Annotated in this window: 19 protein-coding genes and 2 pseudogenes; 10 read left to right on the top strand and 11 right to left on the bottom strand. The window is 43.0% G+C overall.

The window, feature by feature from the left end; translation table 11 throughout:
- The first annotated feature begins 503 nt into the window (after positions 1–503).
- A complete protein-coding gene (locus IM496_RS14330) occupies positions 504–1,469 on the top strand; it encodes an o-succinylbenzoate synthase (protein WP_194015368.1) in 966 nt (321 codons plus the stop codon).
- Positions 1,445–2,784 (top strand): annotated as a pseudogene (locus tag IM496_RS14335) (2-succinylbenzoate--CoA ligase). The gene IM496_RS14330 and the pseudogene IM496_RS14335 overlap by 25 nt, the downstream one beginning before the upstream one ends.
- A 27-nt stretch (positions 2,785–2,811) precedes the next feature.
- On the opposite strand, the gene IM496_RS14340 reads toward IM496_RS14335, so the two are convergent.
- The 5 genes from IM496_RS14340 to IM496_RS14360 all read right to left on the bottom strand — a co-directional run bounded on the left by IM496_RS14340 (position 2,812) and on the right by IM496_RS14360 (position 9,235).
- The gene (locus IM496_RS14340; protein ID WP_287662306.1) at positions 2,812–4,242 is read right to left on the bottom strand and encodes an efflux RND transporter periplasmic adaptor subunit; all 1,431 of its coding nucleotides are present in this window, start codon (positions 4,240–4,242) and stop codon (positions 2,812–2,814) included.
- 9 nt (positions 4,243–4,251) lie between these two features.
- The gene (locus tag IM496_RS14345) at positions 4,252–5,460 is read right to left on the bottom strand and encodes an ABC transporter permease (RefSeq protein WP_194015374.1); all 1,209 of its coding nucleotides are present in this window, start codon (positions 5,458–5,460) and stop codon (positions 4,252–4,254) included.
- Positions 5,457–6,668 carry a M50 family metallopeptidase gene (locus IM496_RS14350; protein WP_287662308.1) on the bottom strand — a complete coding sequence of 404 codons (1,212 nt, stop codon included), beginning with the start codon at positions 6,666–6,668 and terminating at the stop codon, positions 5,457–5,459. Before IM496_RS14350 ends, IM496_RS14345 begins: the two co-directional genes overlap by 4 nt.
- A 27-nt stretch (positions 6,669–6,695) precedes the next feature.
- The gene (locus IM496_RS14355; protein ID WP_287662309.1) at positions 6,696–8,765 is read right to left on the bottom strand and encodes a prenyltransferase/squalene oxidase repeat-containing protein; all 2,070 of its coding nucleotides are present in this window, start codon (positions 8,763–8,765) and stop codon (positions 6,696–6,698) included.
- Between the two features lie 293 nt (positions 8,766–9,058).
- Positions 9,059–9,235: a hypothetical protein gene (locus tag IM496_RS14360; protein ID WP_194015380.1), complete on the bottom strand. Its 177-nt coding sequence runs from the start codon at positions 9,233–9,235 to the stop codon at positions 9,059–9,061.
- 758 nt (positions 9,236–9,993) lie between these two features.
- Here IM496_RS14360 and IM496_RS14365 point away from each other — a divergent pair.
- Positions 9,994–11,466: an NADH-quinone oxidoreductase subunit M gene (locus tag IM496_RS14365; RefSeq protein WP_287662311.1), complete on the top strand. Its 1,473-nt coding sequence runs from the start codon at positions 9,994–9,996 to the stop codon at positions 11,464–11,466.
- Positions 11,467–11,528: 62 nt separating this feature from the next.
- Here the strand turns inward: IM496_RS14365 and IM496_RS14370 are convergent, their stop codons facing one another.
- Positions 11,529–12,692: a cysteine desulfurase family protein gene (locus IM496_RS14370; RefSeq protein ID WP_287662313.1), complete on the bottom strand. Its 1,164-nt coding sequence runs from the start codon at positions 12,690–12,692 to the stop codon at positions 11,529–11,531.
- 145 nt (positions 12,693–12,837) lie between these two features.
- Here IM496_RS14370 and IM496_RS22435 point away from each other — a divergent pair.
- Positions 12,838–12,939, top strand: a pseudogene (locus tag IM496_RS22435) (recombinase); the annotation flags it as partial.
- Positions 12,940–13,038: 99 nt separating this feature from the next.
- A complete protein-coding gene (locus IM496_RS14375) occupies positions 13,039–13,602 on the top strand; it encodes a DUF4334 domain-containing protein (protein WP_287662315.1) in 564 nt (187 codons plus the stop codon).
- On the opposite strand, the gene IM496_RS14380 is transcribed toward IM496_RS14375, so the two are convergent.
- The 3 genes from IM496_RS14380 to IM496_RS14390 all read right to left on the bottom strand — a co-directional run bounded on the left by IM496_RS14380 (position 13,581) and on the right by IM496_RS14390 (position 16,409).
- Complete coding sequence (locus IM496_RS14380) at positions 13,581–14,003, bottom strand: M67 family metallopeptidase (RefSeq protein WP_185238727.1); 423 nt, start codon at positions 14,001–14,003, stop codon at positions 13,581–13,583. The two genes, IM496_RS14375 and IM496_RS14380, sit on opposite strands and share 22 nt — an antisense overlap.
- A gap of 87 nt (positions 14,004–14,090) precedes the next feature.
- Positions 14,091–15,353, bottom strand: coding sequence for a glycosyltransferase (locus IM496_RS14385; protein WP_287662316.1), 1,263 nt, complete (start codon positions 15,351–15,353; stop codon positions 14,091–14,093).
- Positions 15,354–15,413: 60 nt separating this feature from the next.
- Positions 15,414–16,409 (bottom strand): formylglycine-generating enzyme family protein, encoded by a 996-nt coding sequence (locus tag IM496_RS14390; protein ID WP_287662317.1) that lies wholly within the window; start codon positions 16,407–16,409, stop codon positions 15,414–15,416.
- Positions 16,410–16,496: 87 nt separating this feature from the next.
- Between IM496_RS14390 and IM496_RS14395 the strand changes: the two genes are divergently transcribed.
- From IM496_RS14395 to IM496_RS14405, 3 genes are all read left to right on the top strand, one after another.
- On the top strand, positions 16,497–17,837 hold the full coding sequence (locus IM496_RS14395) for an ArnT family glycosyltransferase (RefSeq protein WP_287662318.1): 1,341 nt from the start codon (positions 16,497–16,499) through the stop codon (positions 17,835–17,837).
- Positions 17,838–18,210: 373 nt separating this feature from the next.
- The gene (gene menD, locus IM496_RS14400) at positions 18,211–19,920 is read left to right on the top strand and encodes a 2-succinyl-5-enolpyruvyl-6-hydroxy-3-cyclohexene-1-carboxylic-acid synthase (RefSeq protein ID WP_287662319.1); all 1,710 of its coding nucleotides are present in this window, start codon (positions 18,211–18,213) and stop codon (positions 19,918–19,920) included.
- Between the two features lie 171 nt (positions 19,921–20,091).
- On the top strand, positions 20,092–21,321 hold the full coding sequence (locus tag IM496_RS14405) for a hypothetical protein (protein WP_287662320.1): 1,230 nt from the start codon (positions 20,092–20,094) through the stop codon (positions 21,319–21,321).
- Between the two features lie 6 nt (positions 21,322–21,327).
- Here the strand turns inward: IM496_RS14405 and IM496_RS14410 are convergent, their stop codons facing one another.
- Both IM496_RS14410 and IM496_RS14415 read right to left on the bottom strand, forming a co-directional pair.
- Positions 21,328–21,738 carry a salt stress protein, Slr1339 family gene (locus tag IM496_RS14410; protein ID WP_287662321.1) on the bottom strand — a complete coding sequence of 137 codons (411 nt, stop codon included), beginning with the start codon at positions 21,736–21,738 and terminating at the stop codon, positions 21,328–21,330.
- A 173-nt stretch (positions 21,739–21,911) separates the two neighbouring features.
- Entirely contained in the window at positions 21,912–22,169 is a 258-nt protein-coding gene (locus IM496_RS14415; protein ID WP_002781847.1) for a CRR7 family NDH-1 assembly protein, read from the bottom strand.
- 82 nt (positions 22,170–22,251) lie between these two features.
- Here IM496_RS14415 and IM496_RS14420 point away from each other — a divergent pair, with 82 nt between their 5' ends.
- A complete protein-coding gene (locus tag IM496_RS14420; protein WP_287662323.1) occupies positions 22,252–23,676 on the top strand; it encodes a protein adenylyltransferase SelO in 1,425 nt (474 codons plus the stop codon).
- 521 nt (positions 23,677–24,197) lie between these two features.
- A complete protein-coding gene (locus IM496_RS14425; RefSeq protein ID WP_287662325.1) occupies positions 24,198–26,819 on the top strand; it encodes a helicase-related protein in 2,622 nt (873 codons plus the stop codon).
- Positions 26,820–26,940: the final 121 nt, after the last annotated feature.

Here is a 26,940-nt window from a genome sequence, read left to right on the forward strand (position 1 = left end):
AGCATCCCCTTGATTTTACTCATCCTTGCCCGATACGGTCTCTTAGCTTAAAAATTGATTGTTTTCGCCACGACCCCGGCGACTGTTCGAGTTTTGTCAGGGAGATTATGGTGGTGACCCTTGCTACGAAGCGGTCTTTTCCGACCAAGGTTGGGACGGTCTACCACCTCTCTCGATATACAAGGTTGGGCTTCGGCCGTGAGCTCAGGCTTCGACGGTGAGACTTCGGCGTGAGCTCAGTCGAACGCTCAGCCGAACCGCCGAACGGTTGAAGCATGAAACCCAACGCCCCGATGGGTTACGCTACCGCTAACCCATCCTACAAATAATTGTGCCTCCCTACTTAACAATTAATTGAGATTACTTACTTACAAGCCCAAAATATGATATGGATAGTTCTATAAAATTGAGCTGCAGCCTTTGACTGATTACTGTTTACTGATCACTGAAAGGTCTCCTATCTCGACTAGGAAATTAATTTTCACGACTACTTATAGTTAATCATGTATTTCTGGCAATTTCGTGTTTATCAGCGTCCTTTGCTGCGTCCCCTACAAACCCATCACGGACTCTGGCAAATTAGGGAAGGAATTATTATTCGCTTAGAAGCGGAAGATGGACGTATTGGATGGGGAGAAATTGCTCCTTTACCTGAATTTGGTTCAGAAACATTATCGGCAGCAATATCATTTTGTCAAAGTCTCGAAAATCCCCTATCAATAACTTCAATTTTTTCTATTCCCGAACAATTTCCCGCTTGTCAATTTGCCTTTGAATCAGCTTTAGAAGATTTAAGTATAGAGAATCAATCAAGAGAATTAGAACCAAAAAACTATAGTTATTTATTACCCACTGGTGCAGCAGTATTTACCAGTCTAGATGATATTTTAGCCGCTAATAAAACTAATACTTATAAATGGAAAATTGCGGTCAATTCTCTCAAGCAAGAGTTAACCTTATTTGAAAAATTAATTGACCGATTACCCAGGAAGATTAAATTGCGTTTAGATGCCAATGGGGGACTAAGTATTGCTGAGAGTAAAATCTGGTTAAAAATTGCCGATGAATCTAAAATAATTGAATTTATCGAACAACCTTTACCCCCGTCTCACTGGTTAGAAATGTTGCAATTAAGTCAAGATTTTACCACAGGTATTGCCTTAGATGAATCCCTAGGCAATCTTCGACAAATAGAGGAATGTTATCAACGGGGATGGCGAGGAATTTTTGTGATTAAACCTGCTATTACCGGTTCAATCCAAGGGTTAAGACATCTCTGGGAAAAATATCCCTTAGATTTAGTATTTTCCTCCGTTTTAGAAACTAATATCGGCAGAAAATCCGCTTTACGTCTAGCACAAGAATACCCCAGAAAGGAGCGAGCTTTAGGTTTTGGTGTGCAACAATGGTTTAATAATAGTGACCCCAATTGGTTAGAAAAACTGTGGACGACATCAGCAAACAATTAGCATATCTCAGTCAAAAAGATTGGTTATATGGATACAATAGCCAGAAATTTTATCAATTATATCAGTCCTATTGTCGGCAATTTATCGCCGCAGATAATCCTCGATTAACTATACTGCTTGCTGAAGGCAATCCCCTTAAATTTTTAGCAATATTCTTGGCTGCCGTCAGGTCAAAAAGTTGCTTATTTTTAGCTAATCCCGACTGGAAAAATAACGAATGGCAACAGGTTTTCTCTCTGGTGCAACCCGATTATATTTTTGGTGAAAATATCAAGGTTTATCACCATAATTCTCCTCCTGTCAATCCTTTGACTAATTCTCTGATGATACCCACAGGCGGAACCTCGGGAAAAATTCGCTTTGCTATCCATAACTGGTTAACTTTAACTGCTTCTGTTAAAGGTTTCTCTGAATATTTTCAAGTCGAGCGGGTTAACTCTTTTTGCCTACTGCCCTTATATCATGTTAGTGGTTTAATGCAGTTTCTGAGAAGTTTTTTAACAGGGGGAAATTTTGCTGTTATTCCTTACCATAAAATCAAACAAAAGCGCATAAATAATCTCAATCTTCAAGATTATTTTATCTCCTTAGTCCCCAGTCAATTACAATTTTTTCTAGAAAATGATCCTCGCTGGTTAGCCAATTTTAAAACAGTTTTCCTAGGAGGTTCCCCTGCATGGCCATCTTTACTAGAAAAAGCTAGAGAATATAATATTTCCCTATCTCCCACCTATGGAATGACGGAAACTGCCTCACAAATTGTCACTCTTAAACCAGAAGATTTTCGACGAGGAAATAATAGTAGTGGACAGCTATTACCCCATGCTCAGATAAAAATTAATCCCGATAACCCGAAGATTATTATTGAAGCGAAATCTTTATTTTTAGGCTATTATCCCCATCTTAATCAAGCAAGCTACTTCGAGACCGATGATTTAGGTTACTTGGATGAAAGTAGTTATTTATATATTATTGGTCGGGATAGTCAAAAAATAATTACCGGAGGAGAAAATGTTTATCCTCTTGAGGTAGAAACTGCCATTAGACAAACTAATTTAGTTAAAGATGTGGTGGTTTTAGGGTTGCCAGATTCTCGATGGGGACAGGTAATTGTCGCTTTTTATGTACCCGTTAATTCTCAGATAAACCAGACAATTATTCAATCCCAGATTAAAGATAAATTAGTCAATTATAAACTGCCGAAACATTGGATAAAATTACCAGAGATACCAAAAAGTCGCCAGGGTAAGATTAATCGAACCACTTTAATTAAATTAGCTGAAACTTTTTTGACACCGAGTCAAGCCCCAGATGATAATTATAGCTGATCTAAACAGATACTCTAAGGAGAATCTTCAGGATAGTCGATAAATACCCGCTCTCCAACCTTAACCCCATTAAGAACCTGAGTTTTATCGCCGATGACTGGGCCAAGAGTCACTGGACGGAATTTAGGTTTATTCTCCTGGTTAGGAACTAAGACGCCGGTCTTGCCATTTTGAGTTAAAACAGCGACATTTGGTACAACTAAAGCCTGAGGAATTGAGGACCCTAAAAGAGTCAGTCTCACATTCATTCCCGACAGAAGTTTTTCCTGTCCCGTTTCAATTGCTATCTGTACCTGAAAAGAGGTGACATTATTAGTCCTGACCGCTTCTGGGGCAATCAAGCGAACTCTACCTTGAAAGACTTTTTGCGGATAGGCATCAGTACGAATTTGCACCATTTGTCCGACTTTTATTTTACTAATATCTACTTCTGAAAGTTCGGCGAGAATCTCCAATCCCGTGGCTAAAGCAACAATGGAAGTGGAAGTAGCAGAAGCACTACTAGAAGCGGAAGTAGTTGGGGTGACAAAAGCACCGATGCTGGCGTAGCGTTGAGTAATCAAGCCCGAAAAGGGAGCCACAACCACGCTATCTTGCATTTGGGATTGAACCCGCAAAACTTGAGCTTTGGCTACGGCGACTTCTGCCCTCGCTTGGGCAATTTCTTGGGGGCGGCTGCCATTTTCCAATTCTGTTAGTGCGGATTTAGCTTCAGCAACTTCGGCACGCGCCTGGGCAATTTCTTGGGGGCGGCTGCCATTTTTCAGTTTAGCTAATTGGTTGATCGCTTCTTGGCTGTTAGCGGCAGCACTCTCAGCATCGGCAGTGGCTTCATCTAGTTGATCTTGCGCGATCGCTCCATCGGCTAAAAGCTGTCGGTTCCTCTCCAGTCTAGCGATGGCGAGTCTTTCTTTGGCTTGGGCTGCTTCTAGTTGAGCTTGAGCTTGGGCAATGTCTTCAAGGCGGCTGCCCGCCAGTAATTGAGCGAGACGGGCTTCGGTTTGGCTCAAACGGGCAAGACCCTGGGCGATGTCCTCAGGGCGGCTGCCCGCCAGCAATTCAGCCAGACGGGCTTCCTGACGACTGAGGTTAGCCTGCGCTTCTATTAGTTGGGTGCGAATTTCTGTATCTTCCATGCGGGCGATAACTTGCCCTTCCTTGACCCGATCTCCTTTTTCCACAAGAAGTTCTGTCAAACGCCCGGAAGTTTTGGGACTGATATTAACGCTTTCAATCGGTCTGACTCTGCCGCTGGCTTGAATTTCTAAGGTAAGGTTCTCTTGTTTGACGGCAACCGTGAGGTGATTGATGTCTGTGGGAGCAGCGGGATGGCGCGATGTTAGGTAAACTGTAGCAGTGCTGCCGATGATGCCGACGGTGAGGATTCCCATCGTCCAGGTACGGGGGAGCTTGAGGGTAATTTTGGGGATCACTGGAACTTGCATAGTTAGGTTTTATATACTCCGCAAGGCGACAATTGGGTCTAGTCGGGCTGCCTGTCGGGCAGGGGCGACTCCGAAAAATAGTCCGATGCTTCCCGACACACCTAAAGTTAAAGCAATCACTAGAGGAGAAATGCTAGCTTTGAGGGGAGTAAAACTAGCAACGAGGATATTGCCGCCGACTCCCACAAAAGCGCCGATTGACCCCCCAAGTACCGAAAGGATAACTGCTTCAATAAGAAACTGTATGAGAATCTGGCGGCCAGATGCTCCTACTGCTTTTCGTAGTCCAATTTCTGAAGTGCGCTCACTTACAGAAATCAGCATAATATTCATGATACCAATGCCGCCGACGAAAAGAGAGATACTGGCGATCGCTACTAAGAATAAAGTCAGGGCGCTGGCAATCCGGTCGGCAGTTGCTGACAAATCTTTTTGAGTTTGTATGCTAAAGTCATAAGCCTGATGGCGCTGTCGCAGTAGATTTCTTACTTGAAATAGGGCGGCTTCTACTCTGGTTTTATCTCGTGCTGAAAAGGAAATAAAGGATAGTTCTATACCAGCAGAAGAGTTTCTTCCAGTCAGGCGATTAGCCATTGTAGTAACTGGTATCATGGCAACATCATCTAAATTGGTTCCTAATACTGAACCTTTCGGTTTCATCACTCCAATAACGCGAAAATCAATATTTCTAATCCGCACGTATTGATTTAGAGGATTTTCTTGGTTAAATAATTTTGTTGCCAATTCTGGCCCTAAAGTCACGACTAAATTATTGCTTTCAATATCTGATTCATTCAAAAATCGCCCCTTAGCTACATCAAAATTTCGCACCGAGAGATATTCCGGTGTGGTGCCAATAGCACGAGTCTCAAAGGTTTTACTGCCGTAATTTGCAACTTCGGTCGATTGAATTTCAGGAGCAACTTCTGACACGGCCGGCACTTGAGTGGCAATCGCCCTAGCGTCTTCTAATACTAAACTTCTCGGTTTTTGATAAGTAGTCCCCCAACCATCGCTGACATCAGGGACGACAAATAAAACATTAGTTCCCAAGGATTGAAACTGCTGGGCCGCTAAATTTTCTGTTCCCTGACCAATTCCAAATAAGGTGATGACGGAAGCATTGCCCACAATAATTCCTAGCATAGTCAGGCTACTACGCAGTTTATTTTTGAGGAGATTTTGACTGGCAATTTGCCAATAATCAAAAATTTTCATTGGTTCCCTCCTGATTCAGTTTGACGGCGGAATTTTAGATTAATTAGGGCTTGAATTAAACGCCATACCATCAAGCCAAAAATGGCAAGCAGAAAAGTTGAAGTAGCAAAAGCTTTTAATTCTTCTAAACCCAAAATAGGAGGCCAATGCCAAAGCTTAGAAGTAATTGAAACTACTGCTTGGGGATACTTGAGTGATTCTTGCCAGAAGAGAGGAAAAATGAACCAAAGAAAATATCCCCAAATAGAAAAACTAAGGAAAGTATATAAAGTTAAAATTATCAAAATTATGGGAGGCCAAGGTAAAGGTTTTACTGGACGTTTCCTGAATTTATTCAAGAAATAATGAGAAATGCGTAAAGGTTGCGCTGCTAAATTTGTCACCCCCAAAGCATCAGCAAGGAACCAATAGCCATCAAACTTAAAGACTGGATTGAGGGTAAATAGACAACTGCCCACAATCATCAAGAGAGCGAGTTTAAAGGCGAGTAAATCAGTAAATTTATAGATTATAACATAAACAGCAGCAACTACCAACTGGAAAAATACGCCGCCGATATCGACAATTACTCTTTGCCAACGCTTGAGTCGCCAAGCGGAACTAACATCACTATAAAAAGCTGGCCAAATCAGATAGAAAGTAAACCCAATATCACTGGGTTCACTACCATAACGGCTACAGGCACTCGCATGACCTAATTCATGAATTATCAAGGAAAATAGAAATAGTAAATAGCCCCAGAACAAGCCATCTGGTGTAACTTCTAGCTTAAAATCATTATGGGGAGCAATAGCAACGGCTAGTGCCATGAAACCTAGCAAAAAATAGACACTAATTTTAGAAAAGGCAAAAGAAAGAGAAGCTGCGATGGGACGAACCCAACTTTTCGGCAGTAGGGGAAATCGGAAGAAAAATTCTGACCGCTTTGACTTAGGATTGCGCTCAATTTCATGAATTTGTCCTAGTACTTTATGATAAGCCGCTTCAACTTGAGCGGGCGATACCTGCTGTCCTTTTTTATTAAGATCTTCAGCCACTGACTCGAAGGAAACCCCCAAGCTGTGCTGTTCCAAAAGGTAATAGGAAGTAGATGACAGTCTAATATAGGTGGGATTTGTTCCCACTGCTAATAGATAAACTGGACGACCTTCAGATGTATCAACTATCAGTCGTTCTTGAATTCCCTGGATGTCTGGCAATTTGTTCATAGTTGGTGCAAGTTTTCCCTGATTTCCCTATAAAATAGTCTGTCTGCTCAGTTGATGCCAAACATTAGCGGCTTTCATCACGAAGGTGCTAGTTATGGTGCGGCTGCCATAGGAAAGAATTTGATAAACTTGACCAGTAGCACGCCCCACTTCCATGCGAATAAATTGACAATTTTCCCAAGCTTTATCTGGTTGCCGACAACTTTGCAGAAATGACAAAGCTGGAGTAGCTAAATTGTTATTCTCCTCACCTCCCCCCAGCTTGGCGACAGCCGCCAATCCTAACAAAGATAGGGCTGTACTAAGGGAATCACTATCCTCTGTCAGTCCCCAACCTCCATCAGAATGTTGCTGAGTTTTCAAAAAGTTCGAGGCGCGGGAAATCGCCGGTGAATCCGGTTTAGTAGCGGCTAACAATCTCAAGCAGACGTAAGTGCCATAATAGGGACCGTGATACCAACTACTCAACCAACTACCGTCAGCCTGTTGTTGAGATTCTAAATAGGTAATTCCCTGTTTAATTTGATCAGAAAAACGTTGTGAATCGTACAACCAAAGAGCATAGACTAAATTAGCAATTACATCGGTATCAGGTCCAGTTCCCCAAGCCTCTTTTGCCCACTTAGCTTGGTTTTCTTGTTCTGGAGTCCGCTGATTTTTGGGGATAATCCAGGTTTCAAAACTACCATCAGGATAGGCACAATCTTCTAAAAGAAATTTCAAAGGAGTTTCGCAGAATTTTACAATTTCTGCGGTATGATCCAAACGTAATAAAACCTGCATTATCTGTGCTAAATCATCGGCATCGGGTGACAATTCTGGCAAATCAGGAAAATAACTCCACCCCCCAATTCCTGTTGTTCGCTGACAGTTCAGGAGATAGTTTACTTCTTCTTTTAGTAACGGCTGGAGTAACCCGCCTAACTGTTCATCGACATCACATAAAGCATCGGCAATTAATGCTCTTTGAAACACATCTCCATACTGGTATTCTTGAGAAGAACTAAATCCTTGCTCTTGGGCAAATACCATGATGTGTCTAGCTTCCCCAAAGCCTAACTGCCACTGTTTGATAATAAAATTCAACCCATCCCAGGCGAGTTGTTGCCATTCACTTGCAGCCAGAGGCGGGGTTAAAGTAAATTTCGGCTGTTTTTTAGCACGTTCTAGGTTTTTCTGGACGATGCCAGCTATGTCTTCAATTAATGTCTGACATTTGTGCCGTAGTTTTGAGGTCACATTCCACCAGAGTAGTTCTGGCAATTCTTCTTTTAATATTTCTGCCTGATCAAGATATTTTAAGGCAAGTTCTAAGACATAATTAGCATGTCCTTGATAATAAATTTTATGATTTAATTTTTTTCGTAATTCTTCTAATTCTTCCTGGCTGTATTGGTGCGGTGATTTATCTATTAGGCGAGACAGCAATAAAGAGGGAATTCCAGTTTGTAAATCTTCTTTCCAGTCAAAAAGATCGTCGAGCATTTGAACAGCGACATAAAAATTACTAATCGATTCTCCCAAAGAGTCTAAGTAAGTATCATCTTCAGCTAATTCTACCAAGCCGGCAATCGCAGTTTTAGCCACTCCGGTTTTATCCTTAATACTTTGAATGGCAACTGATTCTGTATATTCACTCCAAGTACGTTTTCCTGAAATAAAATCATTTTCCTCAAGACAAGCTTGAGTGTATTGAGATAAATAACCTCGAAACCTTTGCCAGAAAGTTGTATTAGGCGGAAATATTTGATAAAGTAAATGATAGGATTCAAATTGCCTTGCTTGCATTCCTAGTACACTAGCTATATTTATACCGCTAGATGCTTGATCTATTACTTCATCACACAACACAACAGAATTAGCAAAAAACTGACTGGCTAGAGCCAATATCCTAATGTCATCAATCTCTAAAGTAGGAAAGGCTTTGATAAATAAATAGATAAAAAAACCTTGCTGATCTATAGCTATTTGCGGGTTATCATCTAAATTATTTCTTAGCAGCTTTTCTGTCCATAAAGCCTGTAATCGATATTTTTCCTTGGCTATTATCTCAATTGCTCCTTGAAATTCTAACATCAAAGTTTCTAAATCATTCATATTCACCATCCTAATTAGATAAAAAACAGAATAGCTTAATTGGGGTTAAGAGTAATCTTTATCTGTTGCTGTACTCTTTAATCACTCTCCCTAAAGTAAGCTATTCTAAATCAAACAATTTACAACAATTTTACAATTTGGGAGCATCTCACCTTTGTAACCCCTAAATCAGGTTTTATGTCAAACTATTTTGAAAGCCTTACTAAAAACCAGTTTTATGGACAAGTATAATTACTCACTTGCATAAATGAGATGATCCCTACAATTTACAATTTGTTAGCTAATTGCAGTTTTTAGTCCCAACGAATGTAAATTTCTCCTGGAGTTATGCGAATTTCTCCTCCAGCTACTGCTAGTTCGTTTACTGGTGATGCAGCTAACTCAAGGCGTTTTTCCAGTTCTTCAACATCAATTTCGTCGAGATTCAAGTTCTCGATTTCAGGCTGAATCTTTTTAGTTTCTTCATCCATGATGGTATTCTCCTTTTAGTTGGATTAAGTTCACTTAAACAATTGGGTCGAGAAAGATAACTCTCCCTAGGCACAGCTTGACAGATAAAGACCGTTTATACAGGACACAAAAGCTCCTGTCTTTCTTCTACTTCCGTACCAGCCACATGATCTAATCGGAATTTTCAGATGTTAGTTACGACTGTTAAAAATTAGTATCAGTTGCCTAGTTTTTCTGTTTCTGAGAAGGGTAAGAGGCGATTGGCTTTGCACCCCCCTTTAACCTTGACCATCAATTTAGCATATTTTCTCGGCATTAACTGAAACGTAATATAATTAACTGAAACTTAATATAATTAACTAAAACTTAAGATAATTATCTAAAACTTAATAAATATTAATAACACACCTAATGATTAGAACTTTGGCTTTTCTGGAATTTGTGTGATAATCAGTGCTTATCATTCGTAGGAGTCTTGCTAGGCAAGGTTTTGAAGACTATATTTCTGGAAAATTATCCCTATTCTTCTGCTCTGCACACAGAAACGGGAAAAACCAGATATAGTTATTTCAAAAATGAATGTTAAGTAGGTGGGTGGAATTAAATATAAGATGAACGTAGGTTGGGCTGAAGCATGAAACCCAACGCCCCGATGGGTTACGCTACCGCTAACCCATCCTACAAATGATTGTGCCTCCCTACTTAAAAGTTGATAGCTATCTTGCTAAAGATTGACCGCTCAGGCAATAATGGGAAGGTTTATCATGCCCATTAAAGAATGCTCAACGCTTTTATTTGGCTACCGATTATAGGGGCGATACTGATTGCCTACACGCCTCTAGAGGCGAAAAAAGTGCGAGGATTAGCTCTAACTCTTTCTGTCGTTCTCTTACTGCTTAATATTCTCCTTGGCTGGCAATTTGACCCTAGTAACCCGCAAATGCAGTTCACGGTTAATCTGCCTTGGATTAATTTCCTCGGTTTCAATTATGCCCTCGGTGTTGATGGATTGTCATTCTCATTACTTTTTCTTAACAGCATCTTGACAATAATTGCTCTTTATGCTAGTGGCACAGAGGTTAACCGTCCGAAATTTTACTATTCTCTGCTCTTGTTACTCAATGCCGGAGTAGCGGGGGCCTTTCTAGCGCAGGATTTACTGTTATTTTTCCTATTTTACGAATTAGAAATCGTCCCGCTTTACTTTCTCATTGCCATTTGGGGGGGTCAAAGACGCGGTTATGCGGGCATGAAATTTTTATTATACACGGCAATTTCAGGCTTTTTAGTGCTAATCTCTTTCCTTGGCTTAGTTTGGCTAACTGGTGCTAATAATTTCGCCTATAACCCCCTTTTATCGAACAATTTAGACGTTAAAACCCAATTACTGCTCCTCATCCCCCTTCTGATTGGATTAGCCATCAAAATCCCGATTTTTCCCTTTCATACTTGGCTACCGGATGCCCACGTCGAAGCATCTACCCCCGTTTCTGTGCTTTTAGCGGGAATATTACTCAAATTAGGAACCTATGGACTGCTGCGCTTTGGAGTCGGTTTATTCCTCGATGCTTGGGTGACTCTCGCCCCTTGGTTAGCAACAATAGCAGCTATCAGCGCCCTCTACGGGGCCAGTTGCGCTATTGCCCAAAAGGATATGAAAAAAGTGGTCGCCTATTCTTCCATTTCCCACATGGCCTATATTTTACTAGCGGCGGCGGCCACCACCAGATTAAGCATCACTGCGGCGATTTTGCAGATGATTAGTCACGGTTTAATTTCCGCTTTGTTATTTTTGTTGGTGGGAGTAGTGTATAAAAAAACCGGCAGCCGGGATGTGGATTATCTACGCGGTTTATTAAATCCAGAAAGAGGTTTACCAATCACGGGAATGTTAATGATTTTAGCGGCCATGGCCAGCGCCGGCATCCCCGGAATGGTGGGATTTATCGCCGAATTTTTGGTCTTTCGTGGCAGTTTCCCGATTTTTCCGATACAAACGCTCTTATGTTTGGTTGCTAGTGGTTTAACCGCAGTATATTTTCTCCTGATGATTAATCGGGTTTTCTTTGGTCGTTTAACCCCTGAATTATCGCGCATTCCTCGCAGTACCTGGCCCGAAAGATTTCCCGAAATTGCTTTGGCTTTATTTATTATTGTTTTGGGATTACAACCGAGTTGGATGATTCACTGGACTGAAAACCAAGCATCAGTGTTATTAACCGGCACGGCAATCAGTCAAAGGCAATCATAGAAACCTTTTCCGGAATTTTTCAAACCTAGACCGAAACTAACTTGTGGATAGGAGCCGAAACGTCAAAAATTTTTGGCCTTGCGGAGGGAATTAACCGTTAAAACCACCTGTTCCCCCACCAGTTCAATTTCTTCTAAAGTATTAAAACGACTCAACCCGAAGCGCAGGGAAGCATAAGCAAGAGATTCGGGGCGACCCAAGGCAGTTAAAACGTGAGAGGGGGCGGTATGGCTAGAAGAACAGGCAGAACCGGAGGAAAGCGCCACTATTGGCTGTAATCCTAACAATAACGCCGCACCGTCCACCCCTTCAATACTAATATTCAAATTTCCCGCTAATCTTTGGCTAGGATGACCATTGAGATAAATTCTGTCTAATTGACTGATAATCTCCCATAAACGGGCTTTTAACTGATTTAAGTAGCCGGTATCTTCTTCAATCGCTTTGATGCCCAATTCTACCGCCTTGGCAAAACCGACAATTTGTGGTGTAAACAGTGTCCCCGATCGCAGTCCTTTTTCCTGGCCTCCCCCTTGAATTTGAGCGGCGAGACGGACTCCGGGGTTTCGGCGCCGGACGTACAGCGCACCGATTCCCTTTGGTCCGTGGACTTTGTGGGCAGTTAAGGACATTAGATCTATATTCATTTCCTCCACATCTAGGGGAATTTTCCCGATTGCTTGGGCTGCGTCCGTATGAAAAAGCACCTGATACTGGCGACAAATCGCCCCAATTGCCGCTAAAGGTTGAATCACCCCAATCTCGTTGTTAGCGGCCATAATTGACAGCAAAATCGTGTCAGGACGTAAAGATTTTTCTAATAATTCCAAGTCAATTAGGCCATCAGCCCCGACGGGTAAAATTGTCACCTCAAAACCCAATTTTTCCAGATAATGACAGGGATCTAAAACGGCCCGATGTTCTGTCATCACCGTAACTATATGCCGTCCCTTGGCGAAATAAGCTTCGGCAACCCCTTTGATAGCCAGGTTATTGGCCTCTGTTGCTCCACTGGTAAAAATAATTTCTTCGGGGCTACTATTAATAGCAGCGGCGATTGTTTCTCGTGCCTGTTTAACCGCGGCCTCGGCTGTCCAACCATAGACATGATTAATACTACTGGCATTACCAAAGTGTTCGGTAAAATAGGGCAACATCGCCGCCAGAACTTGCGGATCTAGGGGTGTCGTGGCGTGGCAATCTAGATAAATCGGCTTTTGAGACATATTTTTGGCGTGTGGGGGAGCAGGAAGGTCTTGTCTATGATGGAATTGATTAGTTGGGTAGATGGGATAAATGGGACTTTTGCAGAAGGCAAGTTCTCCGACCCTGTAATTAATTATAGGATTGGCCACTAGAAACGGTCTTAAGATTATAGATAAAGATGATTTGCAAGAACTGAAAGAAACCATCAAGGAAGAAATGAGTGAATGGCTGGAAACCCTAAAGCGATACGATGACCCATTGAGTTAAGATATGTCGGATGTTTGGTGATTTTAACCGAGGGGCAATCCCCCAACCTCTGGCTGAGAAGCTATAATATTATGGTCAGGACAAAAGACGAGCGAAACAATGGAAACAATAGAATTAGAAAGCTGCCAGTCGATTCTTAAGGCTGGTAAAACGACGACAGAAAGAGCTTTACAATTGTTTGACGCTCTCGAACCCGTGAGTTTAGACTTTATGCTCGGTGTTTGGCAAGGTTCTGGACTTGAGACAAATCACCCCATGGATGGTTTATTAGAGGCATCTAATTGGTATGGTAAAGAATTTGTTGATACTGAGAATGTCCACCCCCTGTTATTTTTAGATGGTCAGGGAAAAATTTTTAAGGTGGCACCCAATCCCACGGCCATGAACTGGATTTTGAAGCTGCCGATACTGAAAAATAATTCTCTGAAACCTTTACTGATGCTGACCAACTCCTTGCTGAAAACGCAGACAAGTCAGGCTAGACTGCGAATGATGGAATATCGGGGCAAAGTCAGCGCCACGATGATTTATGATTATTTGCCGATTAATGACTCTTTTCGGAAAGTAGATGATAATACGGTGCTGGGAATTATGGATTTTAAAAACTTTCCCCAGCCTTTCTTTTTTGTTCTCAAGCGATGTCAAAAACATTTTAATTCTTGAGGTTGGATTTGAAATTGTTCGCGCTCGTCTAGTTGCCAAGCTTGTAAATCGATCGCTCGCCCTGAAACTACGGAGACAATTACATAAGTATATCCTGACCAGGCTAATTGGCGATCAATTTCCGAGGGAATGGCGGCATGATCGGGATGGGAATGATAGATACCAATAATTTCTAGCTGGTTTTCCCGGGCCGATTTTTGAGCTTGTAAAAGCACTTCTGGGGCAATACTAAATCGGTTTTTTCTATTGCCTGACCAGTTATTTTCTGTTGCTTGTATGCTGATAACTTCGGCTGCTGTCTCGGTAATTTTTCCTAGGAGTAACCCACAACATTCTTCGGGATAGGTGGATTCTGCGTGGGTGAAAATAGACTGGTAAATTTTTTCTGTAATCAGGATCATAGGGTGGAGTAAGCGGGTCTCAAATGCTATGGACAACAGGGTAAACGCATCTCAATTTTGGCCAACCATTTTCTTGCTTCTGGCTGGCTATTTTGTCACCCGCCAACTGAGTTTAAGATTAACCCAAAAGTTCCAAACCGTGACGATAGCGATGGCGATGAAGTTAGCTAGATAGCGATTAATTCCTAAACCGTTAAAGAGAAGGTTGAGCAGCAGTACGTTTAAAATTAAACCGGCTAAACAGATCAAATTGAACTTGAAAAATCTTTTCCAGCGTTTATTCCAACCCCGTTGACGAGCGGATAAATCGCCAAAAGTCCAGCGATCATTCCAGATAAAATTATTAATAATTGCTAATTCGGCGGCGATGATTTTACTGCGGGTTAATCCCCAACCCAAAGCGGCGGGATCACTGAGAAGATAGAGGAAAGCCATATCGACAAAAACCCCGGTTAATCCCACTAAACCGAAGCGAATAAATCTATCTAAAGGTAGATTGACAATTGCATCTAAAAACCTTAATGGCCTTTGAGAGCGCAAACGCAGCAGATGGAAGATATATTCTAGCCATTGTTTCCAAGTTACCTTACTTTCCCCCTCTAGCCGCTCTTGGAAGACATAACCCACTTCTCCGATGGTTTCGATGCGGCCTTTGCCGATGACTTCTAGTAAAATTTTGTAACCGGTGGGATTGAGAATCAGACCGGCGATCGCTTGACGGCGGACCATAAAGTAACCGCTCATGGGATCGGAGACGCGACCGACCACCTCTGGCAGTAGAATTAAACCAAGAATTTGAGCGCCGCGGGAGAGAAATCTTCGCAGCAGATTCCACTCGCTCACTCCTCCCCCTTCGACGTGACGACTAGCAAGAGCTAAATCGGCTCCTTTTTCGATAGTTTCGAGGAGATTATAGAGAATTTCGGGGGGATGTTGCAAATCTCCATCGATTACTGCTAGTATCTCACCCCTTGACCCTTGCCAACCCCGCACCACTGCGGACGCTAATCCTTTTTCTCCCTGACGACGCATCACCCGCAGTTGCGGGTAATCTGGGGTTAATTTGCTGGCTAATTCCCAAGTGCGATCAGGACTGTCATCATCGACGATAATTAGTTCATACTGATCGGGAATTTTTTGATCGAGTAATTGACTGAGATTCTCGACTAGGGGAATAACGTTATCTCGCTCGTTATAAGTGGGAATAACTAGAGATAATTTGAGTAATTGCGGCGAATCTCTGAGAATATAACTATTATTGCCAATAATTCCTTCAATTTGCTCTAAAAAAGGAATTTGCAAAGAGCCGACGGGGGTGGTTAAAAAGGGATAGGGTGGACAGTTGGTCACTCGCTTACACTCACAGACTAAAACAGGTTTAGAGACGCACAGTTTACCCGCAAATTTGAGCTAACTACTGGCGATGCGGAATCCTAATACACTATAGCGATTATCGGGGCTAAATTGGCCCCGACTAGCGGAGCGACATTCCCTCAATTCTGTCCCCCAACCACCTCCACGCAGGACGCGATAACGATTGCCGGTGCTATTAGGATCGGCCGGCCATACTTGGTCATCGTTGGGAGCATTTTTATAGTTGCGATGCCAAGGATCGGCACACCATTCGTATAAACTGCCATGTAAATCGTATAATCCGAAGGCATTTGGGGGAAAACTGCCTACAGGCGTGGTTTTAGCTCGAAATTCGCTCTCTCTTTCCACTGCGTAGGGAAATTTAATGGCATAGTAGTTAGCGAATTCACTGGTAAGGGTGGCACCAAAGTAGAAGGGTGTGGTGGTGCCGGCACGACAAGCATATTCCCATTGTGCCTCGCTTGGGAGCCGATAGTTTCTGCCGGTGGCCCTGGCAAGTCGATCGCAAAACTCGATCGCATCATACCAAGAGATGCTATCGACGGGTAGGTTATCCCCTTGGAAGTGGGAGGGATTGGGGTTTAAATCGCGGTTAATTTTGGGCAGATTAGCGACAATTTGCCATTGTTTTTGGGTTATCGGGTATTTACTCAGGTAAAAACTGTTCACCTTGACTAAGCGCTGGGGTTTATCACTACCGGTAAAGTCTCCTTTTTCTCCGTCCGGTGTCCCCATGATAAAAGTGCCAGCAGGGATAGCAATCATCTCTAATCCCGCAAGAGTTTCGCTGTAGTATTCGGCACTGCGGGAATTGCGCTCGATCACGAAACCGCTAGGATCGAGAGTGACGGTTTCAAAGGAAAAGCTTTGTCGGGGGGGAAAAGAGGAATTTTGGGGGGGTTGCGGGGGGATGATTGCTGTAGCGGTGGAGGGGGAAAAAATATTTTTTCTATCTAGAATCGCTGCCAGGCCGACTCCTGCACCGATCAGACTGATCCACTGGCAAAATTTACGTCTGTTTACTTTAATCATCCCGATTTTTCTGTCATTATCACCCTATCCATTATACCATGAAATTCTGACTATTATTTGGTCACTGTCACTTGTCCTTAATAATCGATGCCCAGCTTTTTGACTGTCCATAAACATTGGTTGATTGCAGCAATTATCACCTTTTTAGGTGCTTTTTTGCGAATCCATAATTATGATTCTTTGCCTCCAGATAATTGGACTGCTGACGAATATGCTTTTGCTTGGAGTGGCATGAGTTTATTACAAACGGGTATCCCCACCAGTTGGTCATGGTTAAGTCCGACGGATAATTTTCCTACAGTGGTTTGGGAAGCGAAAAATATCCGTTATCGTTTGGTGACTCCCTGGTTTGATCATCCTCCTTTATTTGGTTTATTGGTGGGTTTATTTGCTCTTTTAGGAGGAGCAAAGACTTTTTTTGATTGCAGTTTAACTATTATTAGAGTCCCTTCTTTACTCTTAGGTATTGCTGCGATAGTTTTGGTCTATTTACTCGCTCTCAAGTTGAGTAATCTATCGATCGCTATAATCGCTAGTTTAATTTATGCCACCAATCCTAATACAGTTTTTCTCTCTCGGTTAGCTATTAGTGAAAATTTAATGATTGTTTTGTGCTTATTGGTTGTCTTACTTTATTGGCAATACTATCAAACTAAGCAGAAAAAATATCTCTACATCGCCGCTTGTTTAGCTGGTTTAGCCTGTTTAGTCAAAGTAACAGCTATTTATTTAGTAGTATTATTAATTGTCCTCTTGATTTACGAAAAACAAGGACGAGAGGCCATTTATATAACTGCGATCGGTGCTTTCTTTTTCTCTCTCTATTTTCTCTACGGTGCCATCTATGACTACGATTTCTTTCGTAAGATATTTCAAGAGCAATCCCTGCGTTTTGAGGACTTTAACTTTGTCAAATATCTAACCACTCCTACGGTATTTTTCGAGGATGGTTGGTTAATTTTTAGCTGGTTAACCCTCTTACCCTTTCTCAGAAAAAATCCCGCTAGTCCCCAAGTTAGATTACTCGCTTTACCGGTAATCCTCTACACCTTAATTTTAGTTGCCACGGGAGCGCAAAGTCACTTTTTTACTTGGTATATGATTCCTTTTTATCCGTTTATGTTTATTATTCTAGGCATCTTTCTCGATGATTTTCGCCAAGAAACGGACGGATTAACTGCCTCAATTATTTTTATCTTTCTGGGAGTTTGGTCGATTCATCTCAACTTGACAGCATGGATCTTATCTTCTCCCTACGGTCGCTATTATTTTATGATCGGTACGGCGGCAATTCTGGGAGTATTCTATCTCAAGGATATCTTTGGTTTCTTTAAAAAATTCTGGATTGATCGCTTTACTTTCCTGTTATTCTTGGCGCTGCTGGCAGCTAATATTAATGTGGTATTAACCTATAAGTTTTCTGGTTAAAACTTAGCAAGAAGGGAACCCTAAAAGGGATAAATTGGCCTGGGAATCGAGAGTAAACTTAACTAGGATCACTGACTTGAAAGAGGGTGTAGGGTGTGGGGTGTGGGGTGTAGGAAAGGAAACCTCTTTCATCTGTGGGGGTGAAAATTTTTTCATCAGGACTGACTCAGGAATAACTTATTCTTGGCCAGTTCCAGCCAATGTTAAATTTATTAATAGACTGTACTGCATTTAAACTGCGTATTGAGAATTTTAGTACAAATGCTCAAACTCCTTTTCCCCGCTCATAGACAGTCTTAACGAGTAATTTAGATAGTTAACAGTATAGACTCTTTAACCGATTGTCCCCTAACCTTTTCCACTGAACTAATAAATGTCGATCGATTTTCGCAATCTTAATACACTTTGGGGTTCTATTTTAGTCGAAACATTGGCCCGTTTGGGATTGAAGATAGGGGTGGTTTCTCCCGGATCGCGATCGACTCCCTTAACGGTAGCCTTGGCAAGACATCCTCAGATTGAAGCTATTCCCATTTTAGACGAGCGCTCGGCCGCTTTTTTTGCCCTGGGATTAGCCAAACAATTATATCAACCGGTGGTTTTAGTCTGCACTTCCGGCACTGCCACGGCTAATTTTTATCCCGCAGTCATTGAAGCAAAAGAAAGTCATGTCCCTTTATTAATTCTAACCGCCGATCGCCCCCCAGAATTGCGTCATGCTCATGCTGGTCAAACTATCGATCAAGTCAAACTCTACGGTAATTATCCCAACTGGCAAGCGGAAATTAGCTGTCCTAGTGCCAATCTCGATCGTTTACGCTATCTCCGTCAAACTATCATCCACGCGTGGTGGCGCTGTCTCGATCCTGTCCCCGGAGTGGTGCATCTCAACTTACCATTTCGGGATCCCCTCGCACCAACTCCCGATCTAGAAATTAACAATTTAGAGGCTAATTTTGACCAAGAAGCTTTTTTTAGCCATATATCTCGGCAAAATATCGCCATTAACCACTCAATTCTCGAAATTCCTTCTTTACCCTCCAAAGGAATTATCATCGCGGGATTAGCTTCCCCGCAAAACCCTGAAAGTTACTGTCAGGCGATCGCTAATTTAGCTGGATCGCAACAATATCCCGTCTTAGCAGAAGCTTTATCTCCTCTACGAAACTATGCAGGGTTAAATCCCCATCTGATCACCACCTATGATTTATTATTGCGGAATCCTGCCCTTAGAACCCAATTAACCCCCGATGTTGTCCTACAAATTGGCGAATTACCCACCAGCAAAGAATTACGGACCTGGTTAGAAGAAATCGACTGTCCGCGTTGGATTATCGATCCCCATCCCGATAATTACGATCCTCTACAGGGAAAAACCAGACATCTCAGGGTAAATATCGAGCAATTAGGGGATTTATTCCCAGATAAAACCGATAATAATCGAGAATATCGGCAATTATGGCACAAATTCGACCAGCAAGCCAGATTAACTATCGATCGCCTTTTGGCAGCAGAAACTAAACTGATTGAAGGGAAAATCCCCTGGCTGCTCTCCCAATACCTCCCCCCCCGCACCCCGATCTTTATCTCTAATAGTATGCCTGTTCGCTATGCCGAATTTTTTAACCCGCCTAGCGATCGCCAAATTCGTCCCTATTTTAATCGCGGGGCCAATGGCATCGACGGCAACCTCTCCACTGCTATAGGAATAGCTTATAAAAATGTCCCTAGTCTGCTATTAACGGGAGATTTAGCCCTATTACACGACACAAATGGTTTTTTAATCAAAAAATATTTTGTTGGCTCCTTGACCATAATTTTAATCAATAACAAGGGGGGAGGCATTTTCCAGATGTTGCCGATCGCCAAATTTGACCCTCCCTTTGAAGAATTTTTTGCCACTCCCCAAAATATCGACTTTTGCCAACTCTGTCACACCTACGGTATCGATTACCATTTAATCAGCGATTGGACTGATTTTCAGGAAAAAATCGCAGTTTTACCAGAATCAGGGATAAGATTACTAGAAATATCCTGCGATCGAGCTTTTAATACTCAATGGTTCCTCAGTAATTATGTGTAGGGTGTAGGGTGTGGGGTGTGGGGTGTGGGGAAGTGGGGAAGTGGGGAGAATAAAGCTGCCTATTGCAAGAGTGCCTATCCTGATATGTAGCATATACTCAACGGATTTAGTATTAATTCCCTTTTTCGAGAAAGTCAATACAATGGGTGGAAAGCGAGTTAAAAGGGTTCGATGAATCGACAAAGACGGCAAAAATCAAGACAATTTTCTCCCCCCAGATATTCTATCTTTCCCCCGGAACAATGGCGATCGGGAGTGACTTCTTTGGTGATTAGCTTGGTCTTGTCCCTACTGATTTTAAAACTGAATACCTCTAGTCTCTCCACTGCCACCATAAATATTTTTAATCCCTCCACTGTGGGGGAGAATTTAGCCGGTAAGAGCCTAGATGAGTTAGAAAAGCAGAAAATCGCCGAATTTTTGCAAATTGCCCCGCCAGAAACCGAATTAACCCTCGATCGCACTCCTTTGTTTATTCTCCACGATACAGCTTGGAGTATGACTGCGGGTAACATCGAAGAACAGAAAAAATATGCTCGCGGTCCGATGAAATTGGGTCCCAATGTTTACATCCCCCGCAAACCGAATTCCAGGGATAGAGATATTTTAGACTCGATCGCCCGGCCTTTTTTTGAGCGTCACCGTCCCACTGCCACTTTTTATGAACAAGCGGCCGAAATGCTGCCCGCAGACACCAGAGATCAATTAGTGCGTCAACTGTGGCAACTTACCCCAGAAACTATCCGCGTCAAGGGTTTTGCGCTTGCTTTAGCGGATGTTCCTTTGAGTACGCGATCGGCCCCTGAGTTAGAAAAAAGAGCAAGAATTTGGTTAAATACGCCTTCAGAAGCCGTCTTTAGGCGTTTAGTCAAACAACATCCCATAAATTACTTTGATGGGGCAAAAAGCACCGCATTATGGGCAACAGAAGCGATTTGTCAGCAGCTATCTCACCCTAATTGCGATCGCTTGCAGCCGGTTTTTGCCGAAAGAAATCGTCGGGTTATCTCCAGCGTTAACATTGAACTGGTACAGGCGCCGGGATCCCACTGTTTGACCAAAGGACGCTTGCAAACCCTCCCCGGTTACAGCGATTTTCAATACCAACAAACGGCGAAATATTATCTCCTCGCAGCCTTACAAACGGGACAATTACCGCAAATTGTCAGCCATTTTGCCGTGGATAGTTTTCTGATTAATCAAGGAAAATATCCCCATTGTGACCCCCGGGGTTTTGATCTACAACGTCTCTACAATCTCATCAGTCAAGCTTTGGATTATGACCCCGGCACTGTTTATGGTATCGTTCCCCGTTACGGCACAAATATTCTAGCCGGTGATAATATTTGGTGGCATAATCGAGTTTTTGATGCGGCCAATTTATCCACAACTTTAAATTAGACCTGATCATTTAGAAATGTCCACTTCTCCCAAAGCTTCTAGATAGGTAATCGCCGCTTCTAAAGGAGAATCGTAGCCATAGGAAAACTCCTCAAACCAGCGTCCTTCCTCCGATTTGGCATCTAATTTATCTAACCATTGCTTCGCCTTTCTAGTTAAAGCTTCTCGCTTGCGCTGCTGTTTTAATAGCGCTGCTTTTTCTTTTTCCGCTGCCTCCTGTTGTTCCCTTTCTTGGTTTTCTAAGGCTAAAGCTTTTAAAAGCGCATCGGTAGCAGAATCGCCAGCATAATTAACCTTAAATTCGGCTGGGTAACGATCTTTTTCTTGGCGAGAAGAAGGGGACGGCATCGGTTTTTCCTGATCCCGTTTCTGGTATTCTGCCTTCATTTGTGCCAGTAAATCTTCTATTTCTCCCATAATGGTCAAGTTAGAAAGTAAAAAGTTAAAAAGATAATTGCTCTGATTGCCTCTGCCTTAATAACTAAGTAGCTGGTTATAATTAAATTGAAGATGGATCCCCCCTTAATCCCCCCTTGATAAGGGGGGTGTCTGACAGTTTTTAACACCTAACTACTTAATAATGGGTTTCCTTATTTTTCCAAACGCACTAGATACCATTGTAAATAACCCTCCTCACCCAGGTCTAACTCGCAGTAATTATCGCGCAGATAGAGAGCTTTTTCCTCAAAACTAGAGAATTTCGCCAATTGTCGGGGACAAATCTCTGGTTTTGCGGTGATTAAATCTTTTAACTTATCCCGCAACTGGTCGGGAGTCTGGAATTGTTCAGGTTGATCGGCCTCAAGGACAAGAAAATAGTCCCCTTGATACATAATAGAATCGGGCATCGCTGTTTGATAGTCTCAGTAGGAAAATTTTTTGGCTATCTTTATCACTTTATCGCCTCAAAGCTCGATCAAAACCACCACTATGACAGACCATCTCACCAATCCCTTTCTCAGTCTCCCTTACGAAAGCGCCATGCAGGACTTGGGGGACCAATACTACGATCAAGTTGCAGCCGCGGATTTTCCCAGTCATATCCTTCGTTTTCGCAATGATGCTTTATTACCTTTGGTGGGAATTCAGCCAGAATTAACCTTAGATGAGCATTTTATCGAGGCTTTTGGTAAATTTCAATCCCTGACCCCCTTTTTGGCCCTGCGTTATCATGGTTATCAATTTGGCGAGTATAATCCTTTTTTAGGGGATGGTCGCGGTTTTCTCTACGGTCAAGTTAGGGGTATTGATGGCAAATTATACGATTTTGGTACGAAAGGATCGGGACGGACCCCCTATTCCCGTCATGCTGACGGTAGGTTAACTCTCAAGGGTGGAGTTAGAGAAGTCTTAGCCGGGGAAGCTTTACGCAGTTTAGGGGTGAATACCTCTCGCTGTCTGAGTTTGGTGGAAACGGGGGAATCCCTCTGGCGCGGCGATGAACCTTCCCCGACGCGATCTTCGGTGATGATTCGAGTTAGTAATTCTCATATTCGTTTCGGGACTTTTGAGCGTTTATTTCATATTAAACGTAGCGATTTAATTAAAAGACTCCTCGATCATGTGATTATTTATTATTATCCTGAAATCAATCCCCAAGATAGCGATCGCTATTTAAAATTTTACGCCGCTTTGATTGAAAGAACCGCTAAATTAGCGGCCCAATGGATGGCCGCCGGTTTTTGTCATGGGGTTCTTAATACCGATAATATGTCAATTACTGGGGAAAGTTTCGATTATGGTCCCTACGCTTTTATTCCTTCCTATAATCCCCAATTTACGGCGGCCTATTTCGACTACGGCGGCCGTTATAGTTATGGTAATCAGCCTTTTATCTGTCGCTTAAATCTAGAGTTACTGCAATCTCCCCTGTCGATGGTCATCTCCTTGTTAGAGTTAGATATGGCTTTGGCTAAATATGACCAGCATTACAATTTTTATTATCAAAAAATGATGCTTAAAAAGTTAGGTTTTGAGGATATTTTTACTCCCGAATCCGCTTTACTGGTTAGCAAAACTGTGGAAGTTCTCCAAGAAACTGGCCTCGGTTATCACGAATTTTTCTATCAATTAAGTGAACAATTTAATTACGGTTGGCGAGAAAATAGTTCTCTAATTCTTGAAAATATGGATTTACCAAAAGCTGATTGGCAACGTTGGCGAGAATTATATAGTTTGGTCTTAAATCAATTACCCCTAGATTCCTTGTCTGAAATTGGCGATACCTTAACGCATTATAATCCTAAAACGGCTTTACTTAGACCGCTAATCGAATCGGTTTGGGAAGCCATTACCTATGAAGATGATTGGCAACCTTTCCACGAATTAGTGATAAAATTACAAAATAAGCAGTAATTAAGTAATAAGTAGTGGTGCAAAATTAATTTCTTGGTTAGAATAGGCAAGAGGTGGTTAAATATGTGTAATTAATTATCTCTAGCTACTTATTTAGGTCATTTCCTGAAATGCGTTGGACAAAAATTGACCAGACTTGGCGATCAATGTTTTCTCTCCAACCATTGAGAGTTGTCAAAATAATAGTAAAATTTTGTGACAAAGTGCAGTCAGATATAAGAATATTTGCTAAAATTCTGGAAGGATTCTGTGATCAGTCTCCTTAAAGGAGATTGTTTGCAGTAAACTAATCTGGCTAACAGGCTTTTGGGCGTAATATAGGGAAAGTTTCTGGCGATTGCGCCTAAATGGAGTGACATACAAAAAGTTGACCCATATCGTTACCCCAGAGAGTGTTATATAGAAAGTTTCCGTGTAATCAATAGTTGTGCCGCTTAGGTTAAGGGTAGCGTTTAGCCAATTGAAAACCTGCCGAATATAATTAATCACGTCAGCCCAAAATCTTGCTCTGTATAAAATCCATGTCCAGTATTTACGACAATATCGAGCAACCCATCCTGCCTGAGTTGCAACATTACCTGAAGCAAGCCTACCGTGCTGATTTCTGTGTGGGCTATTTTAATTTGCGGGGATGGCGACAAATTGATGCCGATATTGAGCGGTTTGAGGGTAGTGAGGGGCAGGCTTGTCGATTGCTGGTGGGGATGTACCGTTTGCCGAAGGAGGAATTACGGCAAGCGGTAGCAATCGGGGTTGAGCCAGATCGGATTGATCAGGGGCAGGCGATTCGGTTACAAACCTTGATGGCACAGGAGTTCCGCGAGCAACTAACCTATGGTGCTCCCAGTGCTGCTGATGAGGAGGGTTTGCATCGGTTGCGATCGCAACTCTTCGCCCACAAATTGCAGGTCAAGTTGTTTTTGCGGCATCCCCTCCATGCCAAGCTGTATCTGATTTATCGCCGAGATCGCGCCACGCCCATCATTGGCTATGTGGGCAGCAGTAATTTGACCCTTTCTGGACTGAGATCTCAGGGTGAGCTAAATGTGGAAGTGGTGGATCGGGACGATACAAGTAAGCTGGAGCAGTGGTTTGAAAAGCGTTGGGATGATCGCTTTTGCTTGGATATTACGGAGCAATTAGCGGAAATTATCGATGAAAGCTGGGCTGGGCGATCGCTAAAACCCTATTTGGTCTATCTAAAAATGGCGTATCACCTGTCCCAGGAAGCACGAGATGGGTTGAGTCAGTATTGCGCTCCTGCCAGTTTTGGGCTTTTGCCCTTTCAGGAAGCGGCAGTGCAGATTGCGGCACACCATGTCAGTAAGCGTAATGGGGTGATCATTGGCGATGTGGTGGGGTTGGGTAAAACCTTGGTGGGAACCGCAATCGCCCATCTCTGCGAGGAAGACTATGGCACCAGTACGCTGATTATCTGCCCCAAGAACCTGGAAAAAATGTGGCAGGGTTATATCGATCGCTATGGCTTGCGGGGTAAGGTGGTGCCAATTAGCCGCGTTGAAAAAGAATTGCCCAATGTACCAGCGCGGTTTCGGTTGGTGTTGATTGATGAAAGTCACAATCTGCGAAACAAAGAGGGCAAGCGGTATCAAGCCATCAAGGATTACATTGAGCAGAGCGGCAGTCGATGTATTTTGTTGACAGCAACCCCCTACAACAAGACCTATCTGGACTTGTCGGCTCAGTTGCAGTTATTTTTGCGTCCCGATGGCGATTTAGGCATTAAGCCAGAAGCCTACATTCGCAGCATTGGCGGTGAGATGCAGTTTCGCCGCAGGCATAACACCAGCCCGGTGCGATCGCTCTTGGCATTTGAGCAAAGTCCAGAGCCGGAGGACTGGCAGCAGTTGATGAGTCGCTACATGGTGCGGCGAACCCGCAGTTTTATCAAAAATACCTATGCCAGACAGGATGGGGAACGGTACTATCTGGAATTTGCCGATGGGCGGCGATCCTATTTCCCGAACCGTCGTCCTCAGACGGTTCGATTCATCATTGGAGAACCCCAGAGCGATCCCTATGCCAGGCTATATGCCGATCGCGTGGTGGATATCATCAACGCTCTCAATTTGCCCCGCTATGGATTGGGAAACTACGTTTTGGAAGTCAAAAGTAAAAAGGTAAAAGTAAAAAGTGAGGAATCAGAAAAACTTTTGCCTTTTGACTTTTCACTTTTGACTTTGACAGAAGAGGAACGCAAGATTCTAGAGAATCTTTCCCATGCGGGGCAGCGGTTGATGGGCTTTTGCCGCACGAATTTGTTTAAGCGATTAGAGAGCAGCGGTGCTGCCTTTATCCAGTCGTTGGAACGACATATTCTGCGGAATTATGTCTATCTCCATGCGATCGCCCACGATCTTCCTCTGCCGATTGGCACCCAAGATGCCGCATTGCTGGACGAGGTGGGAAACGATGAAGAGGTCGATTCGCTCCTGAATCAGGACTGGGAAAGTTCTGAAGAGACAACTGAGGCTGTGGATGAAGAAGACATTGACCCGCAGCAGAGTTTTACTCAACGGGCAGCGGAGATCTATCGCTTATACCGAGATCAATACCCGCGTCGATTTAAGTGGATTCGTGCCAATCTGTTTCGTCCAGAGTTGCAGCAGCATCTTGCTGAAGATGCTGCTGCTTTGATTGGAATTTTGCAACTGGCGGGTAGTTGGAACCCAGTTGAGGATGGCAAGCTGGTAGCATTGGTGGATTTGCTTCAACAGCAACATCCTACAGATAAGGTGCTAATTTTCACTCAGTTTGCCGATACCGCTCGCTATCTGGCAACAGCGTTGCAGGCCCGGGGCATCACTCAGATTGGTTTGGCGACTGGACAATCGACTGACCCGACGGCTCTGGCTTGGCGGTTTAGCCCCATCAGTAATGAAAAATCCATCCCAGCAGCCGAGCAATTACGGGTGTTGGTGGCGACGGATGTGTTGAGTGAGGGGCAAAACTTGCAAGATTGTGCCATCATTCTCAACTACGACTTGCCCTGGGCGATTATTCGTCTGATTCAGCGGGCAGGACGGGTAGACCGGATTGGGCAGCAGGCGGACGAAATTCTCTGCTATTCGTTTTTGCCTGCGGAGGGGGTGGAGCGGCTGATTAGCCTGCATTATTCATGAACCAAAAAACAAGGAACCCGAAAAACTGGATGTAAATCCAGTTTTTTTGGGGTTTAAATAAGTAAGTAAAAATCCTTAATCAACCGCACAAAATTAACAATTAAAGCCTGAAAAAGCGACT

Origin of the sequence: Microcystis sp. M049S2, from assembly GCF_020245625.1 — a bacterium.
Classification (GTDB): Bacteria; Cyanobacteriota; Cyanobacteriia; order Cyanobacteriales; family Microcystaceae; genus Microcystis; species Microcystis ichthyoblabe_A.

Coding starts and splice junctions, on each gene's coding strand:
- menD (WP_287662319.1), top strand. CDS start 18,211: ATGTCGATCGATTTTCGCAATCTTAATACACTTTGGGGTTCTATTTTA.
- IM496_RS14360 (WP_194015380.1), bottom strand. CDS start 9,235: ATGGATGAAGAAACTAAAAAGATTCAGCCTGAAATCGAGAACTTGAAT.
- IM496_RS14350 (WP_287662308.1), bottom strand. CDS start 6,668: ATGAACAAATTGCCAGACATCCAGGGAATTCAAGAACGACTGATAGTT.
- IM496_RS14420 (WP_287662323.1), top strand. CDS start 22,252: ATGACAGACCATCTCACCAATCCCTTTCTCAGTCTCCCTTACGAAAGC.
- IM496_RS14390 (WP_287662317.1), bottom strand. CDS start 16,409: ATGATTAAAGTAAACAGACGTAAATTTTGCCAGTGGATCAGTCTGATC.
- IM496_RS14405 (WP_287662320.1), top strand. CDS start 20,092: ATGAATCGACAAAGACGGCAAAAATCAAGACAATTTTCTCCCCCCAGA.
- IM496_RS14340 (WP_287662306.1), bottom strand. CDS start 4,242: ATGCAAGTTCCAGTGATCCCCAAAATTACCCTCAAGCTCCCCCGTACC.
- IM496_RS14395 (WP_287662318.1), top strand. CDS start 16,497: ATGCCCAGCTTTTTGACTGTCCATAAACATTGGTTGATTGCAGCAATT.
- IM496_RS14370 (WP_287662313.1), bottom strand. CDS start 12,692: ATGTCTCAAAAGCCGATTTATCTAGATTGCCACGCCACGACACCCCTA.
- IM496_RS14415 (WP_002781847.1), bottom strand. CDS start 22,169: ATGCCCGATTCTATTATGTATCAAGGGGACTATTTTCTTGTCCTTGAG.
- IM496_RS14355 (WP_287662309.1), bottom strand. CDS start 8,765: ATGAATGATTTAGAAACTTTGATGTTAGAATTTCAAGGAGCAATTGAG.
- IM496_RS14410 (WP_287662321.1), bottom strand. CDS start 21,738: ATGGGAGAAATAGAAGATTTACTGGCACAAATGAAGGCAGAATACCAG.
- IM496_RS14345 (WP_194015374.1), bottom strand. CDS start 5,460: ATGAAAATTTTTGATTATTGGCAAATTGCCAGTCAAAATCTCCTCAAA.
- IM496_RS14375 (WP_287662315.1), top strand. CDS start 13,039: ATGGAAACAATAGAATTAGAAAGCTGCCAGTCGATTCTTAAGGCTGGT.
- IM496_RS14425 (WP_287662325.1), top strand. CDS start 24,198: ATGTCCAGTATTTACGACAATATCGAGCAACCCATCCTGCCTGAGTTG.
- IM496_RS14380 (WP_185238727.1), bottom strand. CDS start 14,003: ATGATCCTGATTACAGAAAAAATTTACCAGTCTATTTTCACCCACGCA.
- IM496_RS14330 (WP_194015368.1), top strand. CDS start 504: ATGTATTTCTGGCAATTTCGTGTTTATCAGCGTCCTTTGCTGCGTCCC.
- IM496_RS14365 (WP_287662311.1), top strand. CDS start 9,994: ATGCTCAACGCTTTTATTTGGCTACCGATTATAGGGGCGATACTGATT.